Source organism: Amycolatopsis minnesotensis (assembly GCF_039529815.1).
GTDB classification, from domain to species: domain Bacteria; phylum Actinomycetota; class Actinomycetes; order Mycobacteriales; family Pseudonocardiaceae; genus Amycolatopsis; species Amycolatopsis minnesotensis.
The window spans coordinates 69,539-87,793 of the sequence record NZ_BAAANN010000018.1 but is presented as its reverse complement, the minus strand read 5'-3'; the positions used below and the strand labels follow the sequence as shown (position 1 = coordinate 87,793).

The following is an 18,255-nucleotide window of genomic DNA, read 5'->3' as shown; positions in this document are numbered from 1 at the left end:
TGGGTGATCAAAGGTTTTCCAGTACCGGAACCGGCTTCCCGGCGGCCACCGGACGGGGCTTGCGCAGTGCGATCATGCCGACCACCGCGAAGACCACGACCACCGCGGCGCCGATCCCGGCGACGGTGTGCAGCCCGGCGGAGAAGGAATCCCGTGCGGTGGCGAGCAGCTCGTCCGCCAGCGCGCGGGGAAGCGTGCTCGCCGCCTGCAGCGCGCCTGCCATGCTGTCCGTCGCCTGTGCGGCGGCCTCGGCGGGAACCTGCGCGGGAACGCTCGGCGGGAACCTGCGCGGGAACGGCTACCTGGTCGCGGTAGACGGCCGTGCCGATGCTGCCGAACACCGCGATTCCCATGGCGATACCGAATTCGGCGCTCGTCTCCGACATCGCCGAAGCCGCACCGGCCCGCCGCGGCGGCACCGAGCTGACCACCATCTCGGTGCACAGCACGCCCTGCGGTCCCATCCCGAAGCTGGCGATCGACATGCCCACCACCACGAACGCCACCCCACCGGTGCCGGCGGCCTGCGTGAACAGCACGATCCCGACCGCCGCGACCAGCATCCCGAACCCGAGCACGAACTCCGGCCGGAACCGCCGCGCCAGCCTCGGCGCGATCAGCGACCCGACCACCACCGCACCGGCCTGCGGCACCAGCAGCAGGCCCGCCTCCACCGCGGTGAGCCCGGCGACCATCTGCAGGTACTGGCTGACCAGCAGGAAGACCCCGCCCATGGTGACCGCGCCGACCAGGATGATGCTCACCGCCGCGCTGAACGCCCGCACCCGGAACAGCCGCAGGTCCAGCATCGGGTCGGCGAGGCCGCGCTGGCGGCGGACGAACACCACGCCGATCGCCAGGCCCGCGGCGAGCACGACGGCGTTGACCAGTGACACGCCGTCCTTCGCGGTTTCCTTGAGCGCGAAGATGATCGGCAGGATCGCGCCGAGCGACAGCGCCACGCTCGCCAGGTCGAGCCGCCCGGCCGCGGTGTCGCGGTACTCCGGCAGCAGCTTCGGCGCGGTCACCAGCAGCAGGACCATGACCGGCACGGACATCAGGAACACCGAGCCCCACCGGAAGTGCTCCAGCAGCACGCCGCCGACCACCGGCCCGATCACCATGCCGCCCATGAAGCAGCTCATCCACACCGCGATCGCGGTACCGCGCTGCTTGGCGTCCTGGAACATGTTGCTGATCAGCGCCAGCGTGGACGGCATCAGCGTCGCCCCGGCGATGCCGAGCACGGCCCGCGCCCCGATCAGCATCTCCGGACTGGTGGCGAAGGCCGCCGCGATCGACGCCAGCCCGAAGGCGGCACCGCCCGCCATCAGCAGCTTCCGCCTGCCGATCCGATCGCCGAGGGTGCCCATCGTGACCAGGAAGCCGGCGATCATGAACCCGTAGATGTCGATGATCCACAACAGCTGGGTGCTGGTCGGCCGCAGATCGGCGGCCAGGTGCGGGACCGCCAGGTGCAGCACGCTCATGTCCAGCGACAGCAGCAGCGTCGGCAGTGCCAGCACCGCCAACCCCAGCCACTCGCGTCGTCCTGCCCTCATCGTCGTCTCCCAAGGTCTCGTTCGTCGCCTGTCACCCTTCCGTCGAACCGCACCGGCCCAGATCGACATCGCCGCCGGAAATTCGTCGAAGAAGTTTCCGGGAGCCCGTGCGTAGGATGTCCGCACCATGCCGCCCGCCGACTCCGCCCGCACGATCGCCGAGGCGGCGCTCGGCCGCGATCGCGGACAGCGCGCCGCCGCACGCGCGGGAACCTTCCCCGTCCACGCGGATCGCCACTGGGGCACCTGGCTCGCTCGCGAGCGAACCGTGACGGCGCCGCTGGACTTCGAATGAGCCCGGTTCGGCGGCCCGCACCTGCACGCCGTCCTCGGCGTCATCACCGAGACGCCGGTGGCCTCCCCGGAACCCTGGTGGCGTCAGTGACACCACGGCGCGACGACAAGGGCACCGTCCGTTGTGGACAGGCTGAACCGGGATGAGCACCCATGCGGAAACCCGTGCTGCCCGTTCTCGTCGCGATCACCTGACGCGGCTCAGCCCTGTTCGTGGCCGGTCAGCCCGGCCGCGGTCAGGGTGAGGTGCCGGGCCAGCGCCTCGGCCGCGGCGTCGGCGTCGCGGGCCAGTGCGGCCTCCTCCAGGCGGCGGTGTTCGTCGGCGCCGTCCCGGTCGGGATTGCGGTGCGTGGACCAGCGGCGGGCGAGTTCGCTCGCGGTCCACAGGCGATCGAAGTTCTCCAGCAGGACGGGGTTGCCGCACCCCTCCAGCAGGGTGCGGTGGAAGACGCGGTGGGCCTCGGACCACGCGGCGCTGAGGTACTCGCCCTCCTCCGGCACGAACACCGGAGTGCGGGCCAGGCGGTGGTGCGCGGCCCGGACGCGGGCCTCCCAATCGACGTCGCCGCGCGCGATGGACATCCGCAGCACGACCGGTTCGATGGTCCGGCGGGCCTCCGCGATCTCCTGCCAGCGGCGGTCGGAAAAGGCGGGGACGGCGAAGCCGCGGTTGGGCAGCCGGTCGGCGAGGCCGTCGCCGACCACCCGCACGAGCGCCTCGCGCACGACGGCGAGGCTCACTTCCCGTTCCTTGGCGAGGTCCTGCGGCTTGAGGGCGTCACCGGGGGCGTAGTCCCCGCGCAGGATCGCGTCCCGCAGGTGCGCGTAGACCTGCTCGGAGAGCATCTGCTTCCCCGGCGGGGATGAGGCGTTCATCTCGTCGAGCATAGACGATCTAGAAGATAATCGATGATTAGTGCTATGGTCGATTATACCGTCTGGAAAGGACCATCACGATGCGCGCCAACGACCCCTTCGCCCGCCTCCCCGAAGTACCGGCCTTCACCCTCACGAGCACCGGTGTCCGGGACGGACGGGCACTGCCCGCCGCCCAGCTTTCCGGCGGGGACGCGAGTCCCCAGCTGTCCTGGAGCGGCGCCCCGGCCGGCACGAAGAGCTACGCCGTCACCGTGTACGACCCCGACGCGCCGACGATGTCCGGCTTCTGGCACTGGGCGGTCGCCAACATCCCCGCGACGGTGACGTCGTTGCCGGAGGGCGCGGGCGACGACACCGGATCGGGACTTCCCGAACCCGCGTTCCAGCTCCCCAACGACGCCCGCGCCACCAGGTTCGCCGGCGCCGCCCCGCCCGCCGGGCACGGCCCGCACCGCTACTTCATCACCGTCCACGCGCTCGACGTCGAAGACATCGCGGTCCCCGCCGGCAGCACGCCCGCCTTCCTCGGCTTCGCCATGGCCTCGCACACCCTCGGCCGCGCCACCCTGGTCGGCACCGCGGAAACGCCTGGTGCCGAACGGATCGAGGTTTCCCGGCGCATCCCCGCCACCGCCGGCGCCGTCTTCGCGGTGCTGGCCGATCCGAAGGGCCACGTGGACATCGACGCCTCGGGAATGCTCCTCGACGCCGACGGCGAACCGGTGAAACAGGCGGGTGACCGGTTCGTGGTGCACATGGACCGGGAAGCACTCGGCGACGTCCCGCTCGGCAAGTACGACGTCGAGGTCGTCATCACCAAGCTCATCCCCGGCGAGGAGATCGCCTGGACCGTCGAAGGCAAGCTCCGCCCCCACGCCCGCCACGTCTACGGGTACCGGCTGGAGCCCGCTGAAGACGGCACCACCGTCACGTCGTACTACGACTGGTCGGAGGTCGGCGACGAGTGGAAGGCGCGCCTGACCTTCCCGGTGGTTCCCGAGTCCGCCCTCAAAGCCACCCTCGGGATCCTCGAACGCACCGTCCGGCGGCGGGCCGCGAGCTGACCGCCGTCCGCCCGCCCTGCACCGTCCAAAGCAGACAGACGAGCGGGTTTCCCCACGTGACGGCCGCCCTCTCCCCGCCGTCTGCTAGCATCGCAGTACCGTGACACGCCGCGAGGAGGTGAGACCCATGAACGCTGTATCGATGTGGGTGCTCCCCTCGTCGTCACGGTCGGGCGACTGACATAGGGGTTGCCGGGAGCGCCTCGACAAGGCATTCCCGAAAGGTCGACACCTATGAATTCTGTGCACTTCACTTCGCACACCGGCGAACACGCGGTGGTGATCACGCGGGTCGCGGAGACGCACTGGCACGCGTTGGAGGACGACCGGGTGGTGGGCCGCGGCGAGACCTCGCGCAGGCCCGACGGGCGGCTCTTCCTCAGCATCGACTCGTGGCACGGCGCGGTCTTCGACCGGCTCGCCGAGGTGATGCTGGCCGATCTGCCGAAGCCGTTGTACACGGTGGTAGACGAGGCGGATCTCGAGCTGACCTCCCACTGGCAGCGAGCGGGCTTCACGGTCCGGCGCCGCGAGTGGGAGTACCTCGTCCCCACCGACCCGCTGATCACGGGTCTCGGTTCGGCGCCGGTTCCGCCTGGCGTGACGATCGTGCCCGCCGGGGCGGCGATCGAGGGCCCGCTGTCCACATTGGACCGAGAGATCCGCGACGAGGTCGACGCGGCCGTCGGCTGGCAGGAGATGCCCGCCGAAGTACTCGTCCGCCCGGCCGGGGACACCGCGCCGGACCCGGCGAAGTACGCGGTGGCCGCGGCGTCCGGCCGCTACCTTGGCCTGGTCAGGGTGGTGCAGGTGACCCGGCTGCCCCGGATCGGGCTGATCGCGGTCAAGGCGGCGCAGCAGCGCCGCGGGATCGCCCGCGCCCTGCTGGCCCACGTGCTCGGCTCGCTGCACCGGTCCGGGATCGAAACGGCGTCGGCCGAGGTGAACGAATCCAACGAGGCGGCGACGGCGCTGTTCGACGGCATCGGCGCCCGGCGGGCGAGCAGCAACCTGGAGCTGGTGAACCGCTGACACGCCAACGGAATCCGCACCCTCGCCGACCGCACGAAGCACCAACCGGAGGAAGAAATGTCTAAAACATCAGGGGGCATCGAAGTCGAGGGCACCGTCGTCGAATGCCTTCGCAATGCCACTTTCAAGGTAGAGCTGGAAAACGGGCACAAGGTGCTCGCGCACATCAGCGGGAAGATCCGGAAGAACTACATCAAGATCCTGCCGTTCGACCGGGTTCTGGTGGAGCTCAGCCCGTACGACCTCACCCGCGGCCGGATCCGCTTCCGGTACCGGAACTAGTGCGCGGGACGGAAAGCTCCGCCACTGGAACGTGACGGCACCGGCGTCCGGCCTCGCGCCGGGCGCCGGTGCCTCCGCTCGCACCCCACTCGCGCTCGCGCCGGATCATCATTACTATCTACCTCAGGAGGTAGTAATGAGTACAGCGGACCGGAGCCCACGGCTCGGCCGTCCCCGCCAGGTCGAGGACGAGGCCGTGTTCGACGCGATGGCGACGGTGCTGCTTCGCGTCGGATGGGCGCGGATGACCATCGGCCAGGTCGCCGCCGAGCTCGGGGTCACCCCCGCGGCGCTGCGGCAGCGGTTCGGCGCCAAGCGCGCGCTGTTCACCGCCTTCTACGCCTGGCACACCGAACGGCTCGAATCGGGCCAGGACGAGCCACCGCACGAGGGGCCCGCGCTCGACGCCCTGCGCGCGATGGCAAGCCAGTCCGTCGGCTTCATCGAGACACCGGAGCAGATGCGCCACGCGATGTCGCCGCTCATCGAGTTCGAGGACGACCCCGCCATCCAGCGGATGACGCGGGCGCGGTTCGCCTCGGCGGTCGAACGGACCACCGCGCTGCTCGAACGGGCCGCCGGGAACGGCGAGATCATCTGCGCCGACCCCGGCGCGCTGGCGAAGCAGCTCCAGAACTGCCTCGTCGGCACCTCGCTCGTCTGGTCGTTCGACGCCGGGCGGCCGATCGCCGACGAGGCGCTGGACATGGTCGAGCAGGTGCTCGCGCCCTACCTCCGCACACCGGACCACTGACCGCCCGAGGAGACCGCATGACCACGACCATCGGCCGCGACATCAGCGCCCGCCCCACCGAACCCCGCATTCCCGCGGTCGCGCTCGAAGACATGACCGACGCGCAGCGCGCACTCGCCGGCATCGGGGCGTCGAACGTCATCAGGACGCTCGTGCGCCGCGACGACCTGGTCACCGCGATGAGCCCGCTCGGGCAGGCTTTGCTGTTCTCCCAACGGACTTCCGCGCGGGCGCGCGAACTGGCGATCCTGCGCGTGGCACTGCGCACCGGAGCCGCGTACGAATGGGCGAACCACACACTGGGCGCGCTCGGCGCGGGCGCGACCGAGGCGGAGATCCGCGCGGTGAACGACCCGGACGCGACCTGGGCGGACGCCGACGCGGCGCTGCTGCGCGCGGTGGACGAACTGTGCGCCGACGACGGCGTGTCCGAAAGCACCTGGGCCGCGCTGCGCGCCACCCACGACGACGAGGAGATCATCGAGTACCTGATGCTCGTCGGCTACTACCGGATGATGGCGGGCGTCCTGAACTCGATCGGCATCGAACCCGAGCCGGGGCGGCCGTCCTTCGGCGAAGTGCCCGTCGCGAAGGAGGCGCGCCCGTCCCGCACGCCGTCGGGCGCGGGCGGAACACCGGACGGGACCTGGGACATCGTGTTCCACCACCCCGCGGGTGATCAGGACGTCACCCTGGTCATGGCGGTGCACGGGGACCGGATCACCGGATCGGTGGCCAACAGGGTGAACGGGATCAGCACGACGATCACCGGCGGCACCGCCGACGGGCCGCGGTTTTCCTGCACGACCGTCCTGACCGAACCGGTGAGCCTGGAAGTGTCCTACGACGGCCTCGTCGACGGCGAATCGATCGCCGGTGACATCACCGTGAACGGCATGGGGAAGTACACCTTCGACGGCACACGGGCAGGCTGAAGCGCGAAGGGCCGCTACAGGTTGACGCCGCCGGTGACGTCGAGCTTGGTGCCGGTGATCCAGCGCGCGTCTTCGGAGGCGAGGAACGCGACCGCGTCGGCGATGTCCTGTGCCCTGCCGACGCGGCCCAGCGCGGTCTGGTCGATGGTGCGCGCCAGGTGCACCGGATCGGCCAGCGCTTCGGCGGTCATATCGGTCCGGGTGAAGCCGACCGCGACGGCGTTGACGGTGATCCCGCGTGCGCCGAGGTGCTTGGCCAGGGTGCGGCTGAACACGTCGAGCGCGCCCTTGGTGAGCGGATAGCCGATGCTGCCTCCCGACGACGCCACCCTGGTGGCGACGGACGAGATGGTGACGATCCGGCCACCGTCGCTCAGCCGGGGCAGCAGGCGCTGGGTGAGGAACACCGGCGCCCTGACGTTGACCGCGATCATCTGGTCGAACTCGTCGACCGTGAGCACCTCGATCGGCCGTGCCATGAAATTGAGCCCCGCGTTGTGCACCAGGATGTCGATCGCGGGTTTCCGGCGTGCTCGCAGTTCTTCCTCCAGCGCGGCGACGAGCACGTCCACCCCCTCGACGGCGCGAAGATCCGCGCCGACGGCGAACGCCTTGCCGCCGTCTGCCGCGATTCCCGCCACGGTCTCCGCTGCTGCCGCCTCGTTGCTGCCGTAGTGCACCGCGACCAGCGCACCATTCCTGGCCAGCCGTTCGGCAATGGCACGCCCGATTCCCCTGCTGCCACCGGTGACCAGTGCCACCTTTCCAGTGAGATTGTCCATACATTCACCGTAGCGAGGCGAAGAATGATCAGAAAGCGCAATTAAAGCAACGCAGCATTGCCTCGAACGTCAATCCGCGGAATCGCCGTGCGCGGCCAGCACGACCTCCCGGACCGTGCGGCGCAGCCAGGCGTGCGCCGGGTCGGCCTCGTACCGGACGTGCCACGCCTGCGAGATGACGACGGCGGGCAGCGCCAGCGGGACGCGGAAGGTCCGCAAGTCCAATTCGGACACCGCGCCCTTGCCGAGCTTTTCCGGTGCGAGGCCGACCAGATCGCTGTACGCGACCATCCGCGTGGCCGCGCTCCAGCTCGCGACCGCGCTGACGACCTGCCGCCGCAGACCGTGCTCGGCGAGCGCGTCGTCAACGGGGCCTGCCAGTTTGCCCTGGCGGGAGAGGCTGAGGTGTTGTGCGGCGGCGAACCGCTTCGGGGTCAGCCGCCCGCGCGTCAGCGGATGTCCACTTCGGACGATCCCGACCAGCCGATCTTCCAGCAGGACTTCACGGCGCGTCTCCGCGCCGATGGAGTGGACCACCCCGACCGCGAGATCGGCGATGCCGTCCTGCAGCCAGAGGAGGTTCTCGGGCGGGGCGGCCAGGAACCTGAGCACCACGTGCGGCGCCCGCGCTCGCACGGCGGCGAGCAGCGGTTGCGCCACCGTCGCCAGCACGAGCTCGTTGGCCTCCACGGTGAAGGTCTGGCGCAGCGTGGCCAGATCCAGCTCGGCGCCGTCAGCGAACACCCGCTCGGCCTGCTCGACCACCGCGCGCACCTGATCGCGGATCGCCACCGCCCGCGGCGTCAGCACCATCGTCCGGCCCGCCCTGACCAGGATCGGGTCGTTGAAAGCCCGGCGCAGCCGGGAAAGCGTGCGGCTCATCGTCGGAGTCGAGGTGCGCAGGCGCTCCGCCGCACCGGTGACGCTGCCCTCCTCCAGCAGCGCGTCCAGCGCCACCAGCAGGTTCAGATCGATGGATTTCATTCAGCGCAACTTTCGATCATCCGAGTTGACTTCTCCGGCAAGTCACGGTCCAACCTAGCGGAAACGCCGGAGCATGACCGAGCGCACACCGGCCGCCCGACGACAGCCTCGTTCTCTACCCGGTCCGCAGTTGTTGGTGGGTGTTGATCTTTACGCTGCCGCTCATGAGGACTGCTTATGACCCTGGTGGCTGGGTTGTATTCCGGTATGACTTGGAGCGTCCGCAGGGGACGGTGGACGATCCGCTGTTGGTGGCCCACGCGGGGTTGCTGGCCGGGTTGGCGGGGCGGGGGGCGCCGGCATGGTCAGCCGTTCCTGGTCGGTCCGGGTGGGCGGCCGGATGGGCGGGTGAACGCGTTCTTCGCGTCGCCACGGATGTTGAGCCGGTCGCCCGTTGACGTGGAAGAAGTACGCGCAGTCGCTGGGGATGTGGCTGAACTTCCTGTTGGCGCTGGGCCGTCGCTGGGACGAGGCGACTGAGGACGACGCGGAGTACTTCAGGGAGTGGCGGCTGTCGGAGCAGAGCAACCCGCGGCTGGTTGAGGCGAGCACGTTCGCGGCGAACCTGGCTGGGTTGCGGAAGTTCTATCGGTGGGCGGCGCGCCGCTACGGGATGGCCGACCCGGTCGCCGCCATGGACGACTTCGACTTGAAGCCGCGTGGTGTCCGCGGGCAGGACGTGAAGTGGCTGGACCCGGCTGGGTATCACCGGTGGCGTGACCTCGGCGTGCGCGGTCTGGGCCTGGATGGCCGGCCCGACGGGTTGTGGCGGGGACGCAATGAGCAGCGCGACGCCGCGTTCGTCGACGGGCTCTACAGCAGCGGGCTGCGGCTGACGAGTGGGCCAGTGTGCTGCGGCCGAGGCACTGTCGGGCGGCGACAGGCCGCAACGGGTAGATCTCCACTCGGGTTTCGGCGTCTACATGCTCCTGCACGAGCTTGCCGCGCCGGCGCGGCAAGCGCTCGGGACCGACCTGTTGTTCGCGTTCTGGGCCGGCACCGGGCCTGGTGTCGGACGAGGGCTTCGCACCAAGTTCGAGGCCCAGATCACCAAGCCGGATCAGCTCACCAGCGCGACGAGCTTCGACACCAGCTCCGATGGCAGGGGGCGTGCGGCGTTCTCCGCGCGGAGTCGCTCGCACGCCGCCCTGATCTCCTTATCCTCCAACAGCTTCGTGAGATGCGAAGCGTCCACAGTGGTGTCTTCGAGCCACAGGCCGATACCAGCGTCGCGGACGAGTGTCGCGTTGTCGAACTGGTCGGCGCTGTGCGGAAGCAGCAACTGCGGCACTCCGGCGGCCAGCGAGGTGAAGGTGCTGCCGGAGCCGCCGTGGTGCACGATCGCGTCGCAGTGCTCCAACAGGGCGTTCAACGGGATCCACTCGACGAGGCGCACGTTCTCCGGCAGCTCGCCCAGTTCCGCGACGTCGGAGTCGCCGAGCGCGAAGATGAATTCCGCGTCGATCTCCTTGGCCGCCTCGACGATCTGGCCCAGCGCGCCGACGGACATCAGGCCGACCGCGGTGCCGAGGGTGACGCACACCCTCGGCCGTTCCCGCGTGGCGAGCAGCCACCCCGGCAGCACCCCGCCCGCGTTGTACGCGACGTAGCGCATCGGCCACCCGATCTGCGGGGTGCCGAGCCCCTCGGTGGCGATGTCGATGATCGCGTCGGCCTCGGTCGGCCGCGTCACCCCATGCCGGTCGTAGGCGTCGGTGTACTTCGCGTACAGCGCGAGCTCGTCGGTCCCGCGCGCCAAGCCGAAGTTGTGCTGCACGGCGGGAATTCCGAGCTTCGCGGCGATGAACGGGCCCGCGGAGTCCATCTGCTCGAAGACCACCAGGTCCGGCCGCCAACCCTGGGCGGCCGCGAGCATCCCCTCGGTGAGCCGGTCGCCGAGCGCGGCGAACACCCGCGCGACGAGCTCCATCGCCCGCCGCGGGTCCTCCACGGACAGCTCGCGGAGCGAGGCGAAGTCCCCGAACCGCTCGTTCTCACGCATTGTAGTCTCGAAGAACCTCATCACGTCCAGCCCCGGCGCGGCCTCCACCGCGGGCAGCCCAGCTTGCGCGGCGCGCTCGACGACCTCGCCGGTGCTGGCGACCAGCACGTCGTGACCCCCGCTCCGCAGCGCCCAGGCGAGCGGGATCATCGGAAACAGGTGGCCAAGCCCCGGCGACGACGTGAAAAGAACTCGCACGACTTCCTCCCTCAGAGTCTGTTGGCGAATGGTGTGGGTTGGTCGTGAGCGTGTCAAGTACCGGGTTCGGCGGAGACCGGGTTAGTTGGTTTCCAGGGTTGCGGTGACCGGCTGGGTCATCGCGTGTAGTGCTTCGTACGGCCACCCTGGCGGTTGGCGAGCAGCTCACGGACACCATCGTCGTGAAGGCCGCCATCATCGCGCTGGTGACGATGGCGCTACACGAGACGGCCGCATCGATCCGTGATCGGCGCGCCGCCAGCAACCCCTACACGGTCACACGCGATGCGCTTGCTGACCTCATTGCCGAACTCGCGCACCTCACGAGCACCTCTAACACCAAGTCGGCTTACCCCCACCAGATCCCAGTCAGCCAGATCCGAATACTGGCAAAAACGCATAAGGTCCAGAAAGCCCTCATGAATATCCGATGAAAAGACAAGCCACCTGCTGGAACATTCTCGGCGAACTCGCCGTATACCTGAACAGTTCGCCAAGGATCGACGAGGACGAACTCAAAACACTGCTCTACAAACTGCGCGCAATAACGATCCCGGCTTCCCGCGACTAACCATCAATTAGTTCACCCAACGCACCGAAGAGGTAACGACGGGCTGAGCGCGAACATTCGGTCACTGCGGTCTTCTCTCCGAAGCAACTCGGCTGGTGTGAGTGCTGGAAGCCGTGCGATACCTCGACGCGGGGTGAACCGGGCGGTGTCAACAACAGGTCCAAACCGGCGAGAGAACCTTCGCCTGGTCGTGGTGAGCCGGGCGAACTCGTCCGGTGACCCTGCCGGGGATCTCGTAGGCGATGGTGAACAGCAGCGGGCGGTGCTCCCGCCGTACGTCGCGGAGCACGTCGACGGCCGCACCCGGGAGAGACGGCGGTGCGAACCCTCCGCTGTCGGTGCCTACCTTTACCATTCGGCGGGTGACCACCTACGACGATCGCTTCGAGCACCTCGACACTTCGAACCTGCCGCCGCGCCAGCAGCGGATCCTGGTCACGATCAGGGATTGGGTGGTCCGGCACGGGTACTCCCCGAGCACCAGGGAGATCGGCGACGCCGTCGGCCTGCGGTCGTCGTCCTCGGTGTCGAAGCACCTGGCGAGCTTGGAGGACAAGGGGTTCCTCCGGCGCAGCGACTCGATGTCCCGCCCGATCGACGTGCGCGCGTTCCTGCACGAGCCGGGTGCGCGGGAGTCGAGCGAGGACGCGGTGCCCGTGCCGGTGGTCGGCGACATCGCCGCGGGCACGCCGATCACGGCCGAAGAGCACATGGACGACATGCTGAAGCTGCCGCGCGAGCTCACCGGGCGCGGCACCGTCTTCGGCCTGCGGGTGCGCGGCGAGTCGATGGTCGACGCCGCGATCTGCGACGGCGACATCGTGGTGGTGCGCCAGCAGTCGGAGGCGCATTCCGGTCAGATCGTCGCCGCGATGATCGACGGCGAGGCCACCGTCAAGGTGTACCGCCGCCGCAACGGCCACGTGTACCTGGAACCCCGCAACCCCGCCTACGAGGTCATCGACGGCGACGAGGCGGTCATCCTGGGCACCGTGGTATCAGTGCTGCGCAGCGTCTGAAGCTACCCAGGAATCCACCACATCGACGTGCCGGAAGCCGCCGGGAACGGCGATGTGCGCGAACCGTGCGTGGCATTCCGGCACCGAGTCGATCAGCCGCGCGGCTTCGCCACAGCACCACGTCGAGCCAGCCGCCGTCGTCTTCCTCGGTCAGGAACGCGGCGAGGCGCACAGTGGACCGGGCGAGCTCGATGGCCATCGTCGATGGCGCACTCTAAAGGGCACCATCGACAGGCGTGTCAGCTTCGAGGTATGCCTTGGCCTGACGCAGTTCGTCGACGATGTCGGCGGGCAGCGCCCGGTCGAGCGCGGGTTCGACCAGCCATTTGGCGGGGCCCTTGAAGGCGAACCGCACCGTCCTGGTCACCGTGGTGCCGCCGTCGGCGGGGACGCACACCCAGCTCGCGGAAAACTCCGACACCAGGTTGACCAGCAGGTTGGCGCGCACGCGGGGCAGCACGACGTCCACCCGCTCGCCGGGGGTGCGGGTCATGCGCGACTCGATCTTCGGCATCGGCCCGGGAAGGCCGGGAACCCGGCCGCGGAACCGGAATCTGGTGCTGTTTTCCTCGCGCCGCACCCACTCGATCTCGCCGATCTTGCGGTCGACCTCCGCGTACCGCTCGGGATCGAGGACGAACTCCAGCAGTTCGTCCGGCGTGCAGGCGATCGTTTCCGTCGCACTTGCTTCGGCCATGGCTCAAAGGGTACGGCGGCGACGCAAGGGCCCCCTGTGCGTCCTGTGCTCAGCGCGCGGTTTCGCGAGTGAACGCCACCCACGCGGCCGGAGCCACATCGAGGTACCCGCTGTCACGATCCTTGGTGTCCCGCACACCGACGCTCGGCGCGAGCCGCACCTCGACGCAATCGCTATGCTGGCCGCTGTGGCTGGACTTTCGCCACGTGACATGGCGTGCGCCGGTCATCCTGTCGCCTCCCATTGCCTGATCTGATCCTTCGCCTCTTGGTACACCGCACCGTGTTTCTCGTGGTACCGGGACACGCTACCCGTGTTCAAGGTGAACAATCGGCGGCAGCTCGAACGACAAAGGGCCCCAGCGAATTCCGCTGGGACCCTCTGTGCACGTTGCGTGCTCAGCGCGCGGCTTCGCGAGTGAACGCCACCCACGCGGCCGGAGCCACATCGAGGTACCCGCTGTCACGATCCTTGGTGTCCCGCACGCCGACGGTCGGCGCGAGCCGTACCTCGACACAATCGCTCTCCTGGCCGCTGTGGCTGGACTTTCGCCACGTGTCGTGGCGTGCGCCGGTCATCCTGTCGCCTCCCATTGCCTGATCCGGTCCTCGATCATCACCCTGGTGTCATCCGGGCTCATCGCGGTGTCACGAAGCGTCTGGGCCGCTTCGTGGTATGCCGCAACGTCTTTCTCGTCGTACAGGAACACACCGCTCGAGTGGTGTTCGAGATGGACGATCGGCGGCAGCTCGTGCGAGTCGTACACCACGAATGGTCCCATCAAGCCCGGATGCCAGTCGCCGAACAGCGTCATCATCCGCACCGTGATGTTCTCGAACCGGTCGACCATGTTGAGCAGGTGCCGCAACTGCTCGCGCATCACCTCGGCGCCACCGACCTGGCCTTGCAGCGCAGGTTCGCCGACGAACGCGTCGAGTCGCAGCGGATCGGCGCGCATGATCGCGTCGCGCCTGGCCATGCGAAGAGTGATGCGGTGCTCGATCTCGCTCACGGGTAGCTCACCGCGCTGCATGATCGCGGCCGCGTAGTCGCGGGTCTGCAGCAGACCGGGCACGACCGCGGGCGACCAGTTCGTCATCGCCGACGAGGTGCGTTCCAGTTGCATGACACCCGCGAGTTGCTGACCGACGCCGGGTGCACCGGAGGCGAAGAGGTTCGGCCCGGGATTGCGGGCCAGATCGACGATGCGTTCCTTCTCCTCGCCGACGATGCCGAGCGCGGTGACGAGGGATACGACGTCCTCGTAGCCCGGCACGTTCTGGCCGTTGAACCAGCGGGACAGTGTCGCGTGGCTCACGCCGACCTGCTCGCCGAGATCGCGGAGGTTGAGCTTCGATTCCTGTTTCCGCCGCGCGTACGCCTCGGCCAAGGCACCGGACAGGACGCGGTCGCGCGCTGTCCATGCGGCGCCTTCCGGCGTGTTACGTGGCATGTACCAGACCCTACACCGTCGCTCGTTCTGCCAGCCAGGCCGACGGGATGACCGCGCTCCGCTTGCATCGTCGTTACCCATGGTCCACTATGGTACGCAACAAACAGTGATATGCGACACTGGAGGCAAGGCATGGAAACGACGACCTCTCCCACGGTGCGCGACGCGCCGCCCGAACTCACGGGCGAGGAGGTGCGCGAGCGAATGAGGTTCCTGATCCGGATGTTCGCGAACGAGCGGCACTCGCTCGGCCAGGCGCTCGACGGCCTCCTCGCGGATCTGGACGATCTCGTCATGCTCACCGAATGGCACAGCTACCAAAACGACCACGACCGCCTTGCCGCCATCGGCAGAGCGCGACAGCTACGGGACTCGACATTGCTGCAGCTCACGGAAGCCTACGAGCAGCACCCCGAATGCCCGTGGCGTTGACCGAAGTCAGTGTTCGGACAGGGCGGCGCGGGCGGCTTCGGCCCAGTGCGGTGCTCCCGCGCGGTCCGCGACGGCCAGCGCCTGGCGGTAGTGGCCCGCCGCGTCCTCTCGGCGGCCGAGAGCCGACGCGAGATCGCCGAGGTAGTGCGCGACGGGCCGGAGCGTGAGGATCCCGCTGCCCGCGCCAGCCAGTTCGTCGGCGGCGGGCAGCAGCCGCGCGTAGAGGCCGGTCATGGCGGGGCCGTCGCCGAGTCCGATCGCGACTGTCGCATGGAGACAGTCACGGGCCTCGCGGAGCAGATCGTCCGGCGACACCGGGATCTCCGCCCCGGCGGCGGGCCGGAGCACGGGACCGCACCAGCTCTCGTACGCGCCGAAGTCACCGTCCTCGGGGGTTAGCCCCTGTTGAAGCCGGTGGCAGAGCAGGGCGAACGGCAGGATCCCCCTGTCCATTCCGGACATTCCGGTTCGCGCGGTGCGCGCGCCGACCGCGCGATACGCGGACTCGGCCTCGGCGGCCCGTCCTGTCACGGCGGCGCGCAGCGCGGCGTACCAGTCGGTGAACACGCTCACGAGCGGGATCTCGTGGTCCACGCCCAGCGCGCCCGCCGCCTCGGCGTGCCGGTCCGCGGCGGCGAACTCGGCCAGCGCTGAATGCGCCTGCACGAGGACGAGGTGGCCCAGTACCGCGAAGCCCACCAGCGAATGCCTGGTGGCGAGGTCGACGAGTTCCTCCCCGATCCGCACCCGGCGCGGTGCCAGCCCGGAGCGGTCGAAGGACTGCATGAACGCGGCGTTGAGGGCGAACGCGAGCAGCGTCAGTTCACCGAGTTCGCGGGCGATGCGCTCGGCTTCGCGCGCGGCTTCCCGTGCCCGGTCCCCGCCGGTGTTGCGCAGTTCCAGCGCGAGCGTGGCCAGCAGCCTGCCGCGCTCCGCGGTGGGGCCGGGCGGCAGCGAGGCCAGTGTGCGTTCGGTGACCTCGGCGATCCGCGCGGCCAGGTCGCGGTCGTCGTGCTCGGTCCAGATCGCGGGCACGTCGAAGGCGCCGAGCACGCGGGCGGTCAGCGCGGGATCGCCGAGGCCGTCGGCGATGGCGACCGCGTCGGCGCGGTGACGGCGCGCTTCCGCCAGCTCCCCGGTCACGGCCAGCGCGCGCACCCTGCCCATGATCAGGTCCAGCCGCGCGCGCACGTCGCGGTCGCCGTCGCGATCGTGCGCGGTGAGCGCGGTCAGCCACAGCCGCGCCGCTTCGTGCGGGGCGAAGCGGAGTTCCGCCCGCTCCGCCGCGGCGCGCGCGTACCGGACGGCCTTGGGGCTTTCCGCCGCGAGGAAGTGGTGCGCCAGCGAGTCGGCGTCGTCCGGCCGCATCCGCTCGATCGCCCCGCCGATCTCCTCGTGCCAGCGCGCCCGCCGTGATCGCGAAATGTCGTGGTACAGGGTTTCGCGTACCAGCGCGTGCGCGAACCGGAACCGCCGCGGCCCGCGTTCGGTCAGGAACCCGCGCTCCGTGGCGGTTTCCACCGCGTCGAGCACCTCGCCGCCGGTGACCTCGGCCAGCAGGCCGAGATCGATCTCGGTGCCGATCACTGACGCCACCCGCAACACCGCCTCGACCGGATCGGGCAGTTTTGCGACGCGGTACCGGACGACGTCGCGCACGCCGGGCGGCACCGAAGCCAAGGCACCGTCCGAGCCGAGCAGGCGGGCGAGTTCGCGGACGAAGAACGGGTTGCCGCCGCTGCGCCGCCGGATCGTCTCGACCGTCGCCTCATCCGGGTCGAGACCGCTCGTCGCGCGCACGAGTTCGGACACCGCCGCCGCGGAAAGCCCGCCGAGGTACACCCTCGCCGGTTCGGCGCGGGCGGCTCGGCCGAGAAAGCTCGCCAGCGGTGATGTGAGGTCGGTGGTGCGGTAGGTCGTGATCACCAGTACCGGCCCGATCGGCTCGGCGACGACGGAAGCCAGCAGCGCCAAGGTTTCTTCGCCTGCCCAGTGCAGGTCGTCGAGCACCAGCAGCAGCGGGGACTTGCGCGCGACCGACGCGAGGTGCGCGCCGACGGCGCGGTGCCGGTGGAACCGGGCGGTCACCGGGTCTTCGGCCGAGCCGGTCGTGGGCACCAGCGTGTCCTCGGCACCGAGCGCGGCCAGTACCCGGCTCCACGGCCACGCCGCGGGGAGGCCCTCGTCCTCGGGGTTGCTCCCCCACGCCGTCGTCCACCCCTGTGCCGCGAGGCGGGCGGTGAACGCTTCGGTGAGCGCGGTCTTGCCCGCCCCGGCGTCACCGGAAACCAGCACGAGCCCCGGTTTTCCCCGCTCGGCGACGGTCGCGGCGGCCTCGTCGAGCTGGGCCGTCTCCCCGGCGCGGCCGACCAGCCGCGGCCCGCGCACCTCGGCGGCCGGAGCGGTCAGTGCGGGCTCGTGCGCCAGGATGTCCGCCTCCACCCGCCTCAGTGCGGGCCCGGGATCGACACCGAGTTCTTCGGCAAGCACGTGCCTGGCCCTGCGCAGCGCGCCGAGCGCGTCGCCCTGCCGCCCGGCCCGGTACAGCGCGAGCGCGAGCAACCGCCAGCCGTCCTCGCGCCACGGGTGCGTGCCGGTCCGCGCCTCCAGCTCGGGCACCGCCTCGGCGGCGCGGCCCAGCGCCAGCAACGCCTCCGCGCGCCGTTCCGCCGCGAGCAGCCGGAGTTCGTCGAGGCGGTCGATTTCCGCGCGCGCCCAAGCCTGGTCCGCGAACTCGGCGTAGGCCGGCCCGCGCCACAGCGCCAGCGCTTGGTCCACTTCGGACAGAGCGTCGCCCGCACGCCGCTCTTCGAGCGAGGTCCCGGCGGCGGTCACGAGCGCCTCGAAACGCCAGGCGTCCACCGCGCCGGGCTCGGCGCGCAACGCGTATCCCGGCGCCGCGGTCACCAGCAGCCTGGCGGGCGTCCGCGGCGCGCGGCCGGGTTCGAGCGCGCGGCGCAACGCGGACACGAAGGTCTGGACCGCGCCGAGCGCGCCGTCGGGCGGGTTCTCCCACAGGTCGTCCACCAGCAGGCCGACCGGCACGACCCGGCCCCTGGCCACCAGCAGCCGCGCGAGCACCGCGCGGTGCCGCGGCCCCTTCAGGTCCGCCGTGCCGTTCCCGTCCCCGGCCACCAGCGGACCGAGCACCTCGAACCGCACCGGTCAGACCTCCTTCAGCACTCCGCACTCTAGGCCCAGCCCGGTCCGGGTGCTCGCGGTCCCGGATCAGGTGTGCGGACAGTTCCCCTCGAAGGCCGAGGCCCGACTCTGCGCCGCCAGGAACTCGACAGGTCACCCGCCGTCATCTGCCTC

General features: G+C 69.9%; 18 protein-coding genes and 2 pseudogenes. 10 read left to right on the top strand and 10 right to left on the bottom strand.

Annotated elements, in window-relative coordinates; all coding sequences use genetic code 11:
• Positions 1-7 precede the first annotated feature (7 nt).
• A pseudogene (locus ABD256_RS22930) lies at positions 8-1,562 on the bottom strand (MFS transporter).
• Positions 1,563-1,689: 127 nt separating this feature from the next.
• Between ABD256_RS22930 and ABD256_RS22925 the strand changes: the two are divergent.
• Positions 1,690-1,857 (top strand): hypothetical protein, encoded by a 168-nt coding sequence (locus ABD256_RS22925; protein WP_344422332.1) that lies wholly within the window; start codon positions 1,690-1,692, stop codon positions 1,855-1,857.
• Positions 1,858-2,057: 200 nt separating this feature from the next.
• Here the strand turns inward: ABD256_RS22925 and ABD256_RS22920 are convergent, their stop codons facing one another.
• A complete protein-coding gene (locus ABD256_RS22920; protein WP_344422563.1) occupies positions 2,058-2,702 on the bottom strand; it encodes a GntR family transcriptional regulator in 645 nt (214 codons plus the stop codon).
• Positions 2,703-2,812: 110 nt separating this feature from the next.
• Between ABD256_RS22920 and ABD256_RS22915 the strand changes: the two genes are divergently transcribed.
• The 5 genes from ABD256_RS22915 (at position 2,813) to ABD256_RS22895 (ending at position 6,802) form a co-directional block, all read left to right on the top strand.
• Complete coding sequence (locus ABD256_RS22915; RefSeq protein WP_344422329.1) at positions 2,813-3,799, top strand: YbhB/YbcL family Raf kinase inhibitor-like protein; 987 nt, start codon at positions 2,813-2,815, stop codon at positions 3,797-3,799.
• 234 nt (positions 3,800-4,033) lie between these two features.
• Entirely contained in the window at positions 4,034-4,831 is a 798-nt protein-coding gene (locus tag ABD256_RS22910; RefSeq protein ID WP_344422326.1) for a GNAT family N-acetyltransferase, read from the top strand.
• A 57-nt stretch (positions 4,832-4,888) separates the two neighbouring features.
• Entirely contained in the window at positions 4,889-5,113 is a 225-nt protein-coding gene (infA, locus tag ABD256_RS22905) for a translation initiation factor IF-1 (protein WP_344422323.1), read from the top strand.
• Between the two features lie 136 nt (positions 5,114-5,249).
• Complete coding sequence (locus tag ABD256_RS22900) at positions 5,250-5,867, top strand: TetR/AcrR family transcriptional regulator (protein ID WP_344422320.1); 618 nt, start codon at positions 5,250-5,252, stop codon at positions 5,865-5,867.
• Positions 5,868-5,884: 17 nt separating this feature from the next.
• The gene (locus ABD256_RS22895) at positions 5,885-6,802 is read left to right on the top strand and encodes a carboxymuconolactone decarboxylase family protein (RefSeq protein ID WP_344422317.1); all 918 of its coding nucleotides are present in this window, start codon (positions 5,885-5,887) and stop codon (positions 6,800-6,802) included.
• Between the two features lie 14 nt (positions 6,803-6,816).
• On the opposite strand, the gene ABD256_RS22890 is transcribed toward ABD256_RS22895, so the two are convergent.
• Both ABD256_RS22890 and ABD256_RS22885 read right to left on the bottom strand, forming a co-directional pair.
• Positions 6,817-7,584: an SDR family NAD(P)-dependent oxidoreductase gene (locus ABD256_RS22890; protein WP_344422314.1), complete on the bottom strand. Its 768-nt coding sequence runs from the start codon at positions 7,582-7,584 to the stop codon at positions 6,817-6,819.
• Between the two features lie 69 nt (positions 7,585-7,653).
• Positions 7,654-8,568, bottom strand: a complete 915-nt coding sequence (locus ABD256_RS22885) for a LysR family transcriptional regulator (RefSeq protein WP_344422311.1) — start codon at positions 8,566-8,568, stop codon at positions 7,654-7,656.
• A gap of 394 nt (positions 8,569-8,962) precedes the next feature.
• On the opposite strand from ABD256_RS22885, the pseudogene ABD256_RS44460 reads away from it, so the two are divergent.
• Positions 8,963-9,163 (top strand): annotated as a pseudogene (locus ABD256_RS44460) (site-specific integrase); the annotation flags it as partial.
• 465 nt (positions 9,164-9,628) lie between these two features.
• Here the strand turns inward: ABD256_RS44460 and ABD256_RS22880 are convergent.
• Entirely contained in the window at positions 9,629-10,768 is a 1,140-nt protein-coding gene (locus ABD256_RS22880; RefSeq protein ID WP_344422308.1) for a nucleotide disphospho-sugar-binding domain-containing protein, read from the bottom strand.
• Between the two features lie 128 nt (positions 10,769-10,896).
• Here ABD256_RS22880 and ABD256_RS22875 point away from each other — a divergent pair, with 128 nt between their 5' ends.
• A complete protein-coding gene (locus ABD256_RS22875; protein WP_344422305.1) occupies positions 10,897-11,202 on the top strand; it encodes a hypothetical protein in 306 nt (101 codons plus the stop codon).
• Between the two features lie 499 nt (positions 11,203-11,701).
• Positions 11,702-12,358 (top strand): transcriptional repressor LexA, encoded by a 657-nt coding sequence (lexA, locus tag ABD256_RS22870; RefSeq protein ID WP_344422302.1) that lies wholly within the window; start codon positions 11,702-11,704, stop codon positions 12,356-12,358.
• Between the two features lie 214 nt (positions 12,359-12,572).
• Here the strand turns inward: lexA and ABD256_RS22865 are convergent, their stop codons facing one another.
• The 4 genes from ABD256_RS22865 to ABD256_RS22850 all read right to left on the bottom strand — a co-directional run bounded on the left by ABD256_RS22865 (position 12,573) and on the right by ABD256_RS22850 (position 14,508).
• Positions 12,573-13,055: an SRPBCC family protein gene (locus tag ABD256_RS22865; RefSeq protein WP_344422299.1), complete on the bottom strand. Its 483-nt coding sequence runs from the start codon at positions 13,053-13,055 to the stop codon at positions 12,573-12,575.
• A 49-nt stretch (positions 13,056-13,104) separates the two neighbouring features.
• Positions 13,105-13,284: a DUF397 domain-containing protein gene (locus tag ABD256_RS22860; protein ID WP_344422296.1), complete on the bottom strand. Its 180-nt coding sequence runs from the start codon at positions 13,282-13,284 to the stop codon at positions 13,105-13,107.
• A 169-nt stretch (positions 13,285-13,453) separates the two neighbouring features.
• Complete coding sequence (locus ABD256_RS22855) at positions 13,454-13,633, bottom strand: DUF397 domain-containing protein (protein ID WP_344422293.1); 180 nt, start codon at positions 13,631-13,633, stop codon at positions 13,454-13,456.
• Positions 13,630-14,508: a helix-turn-helix domain-containing protein gene (locus tag ABD256_RS22850; RefSeq protein ID WP_344422290.1), complete on the bottom strand. Its 879-nt coding sequence runs from the start codon at positions 14,506-14,508 to the stop codon at positions 13,630-13,632. Before ABD256_RS22850 ends, ABD256_RS22855 begins: the two co-directional genes overlap by 4 nt.
• Before the next feature lie 132 nt (positions 14,509-14,640).
• Between ABD256_RS22850 and ABD256_RS22845 the strand changes: the two genes are divergently transcribed.
• Positions 14,641-14,940, top strand: coding sequence for a hypothetical protein (locus ABD256_RS22845; protein WP_344422287.1), 300 nt, complete (start codon positions 14,641-14,643; stop codon positions 14,938-14,940).
• Positions 14,941-14,946: 6 nt separating this feature from the next.
• On the opposite strand, the gene ABD256_RS22840 is transcribed toward ABD256_RS22845, so the two are convergent.
• Positions 14,947-18,102 (bottom strand): ATP-binding protein, encoded by a 3,156-nt coding sequence (locus ABD256_RS22840; protein ID WP_344422285.1) that lies wholly within the window; start codon positions 18,100-18,102, stop codon positions 14,947-14,949.
• Between the last annotated feature and the right edge of the window lie 153 nt (positions 18,103-18,255).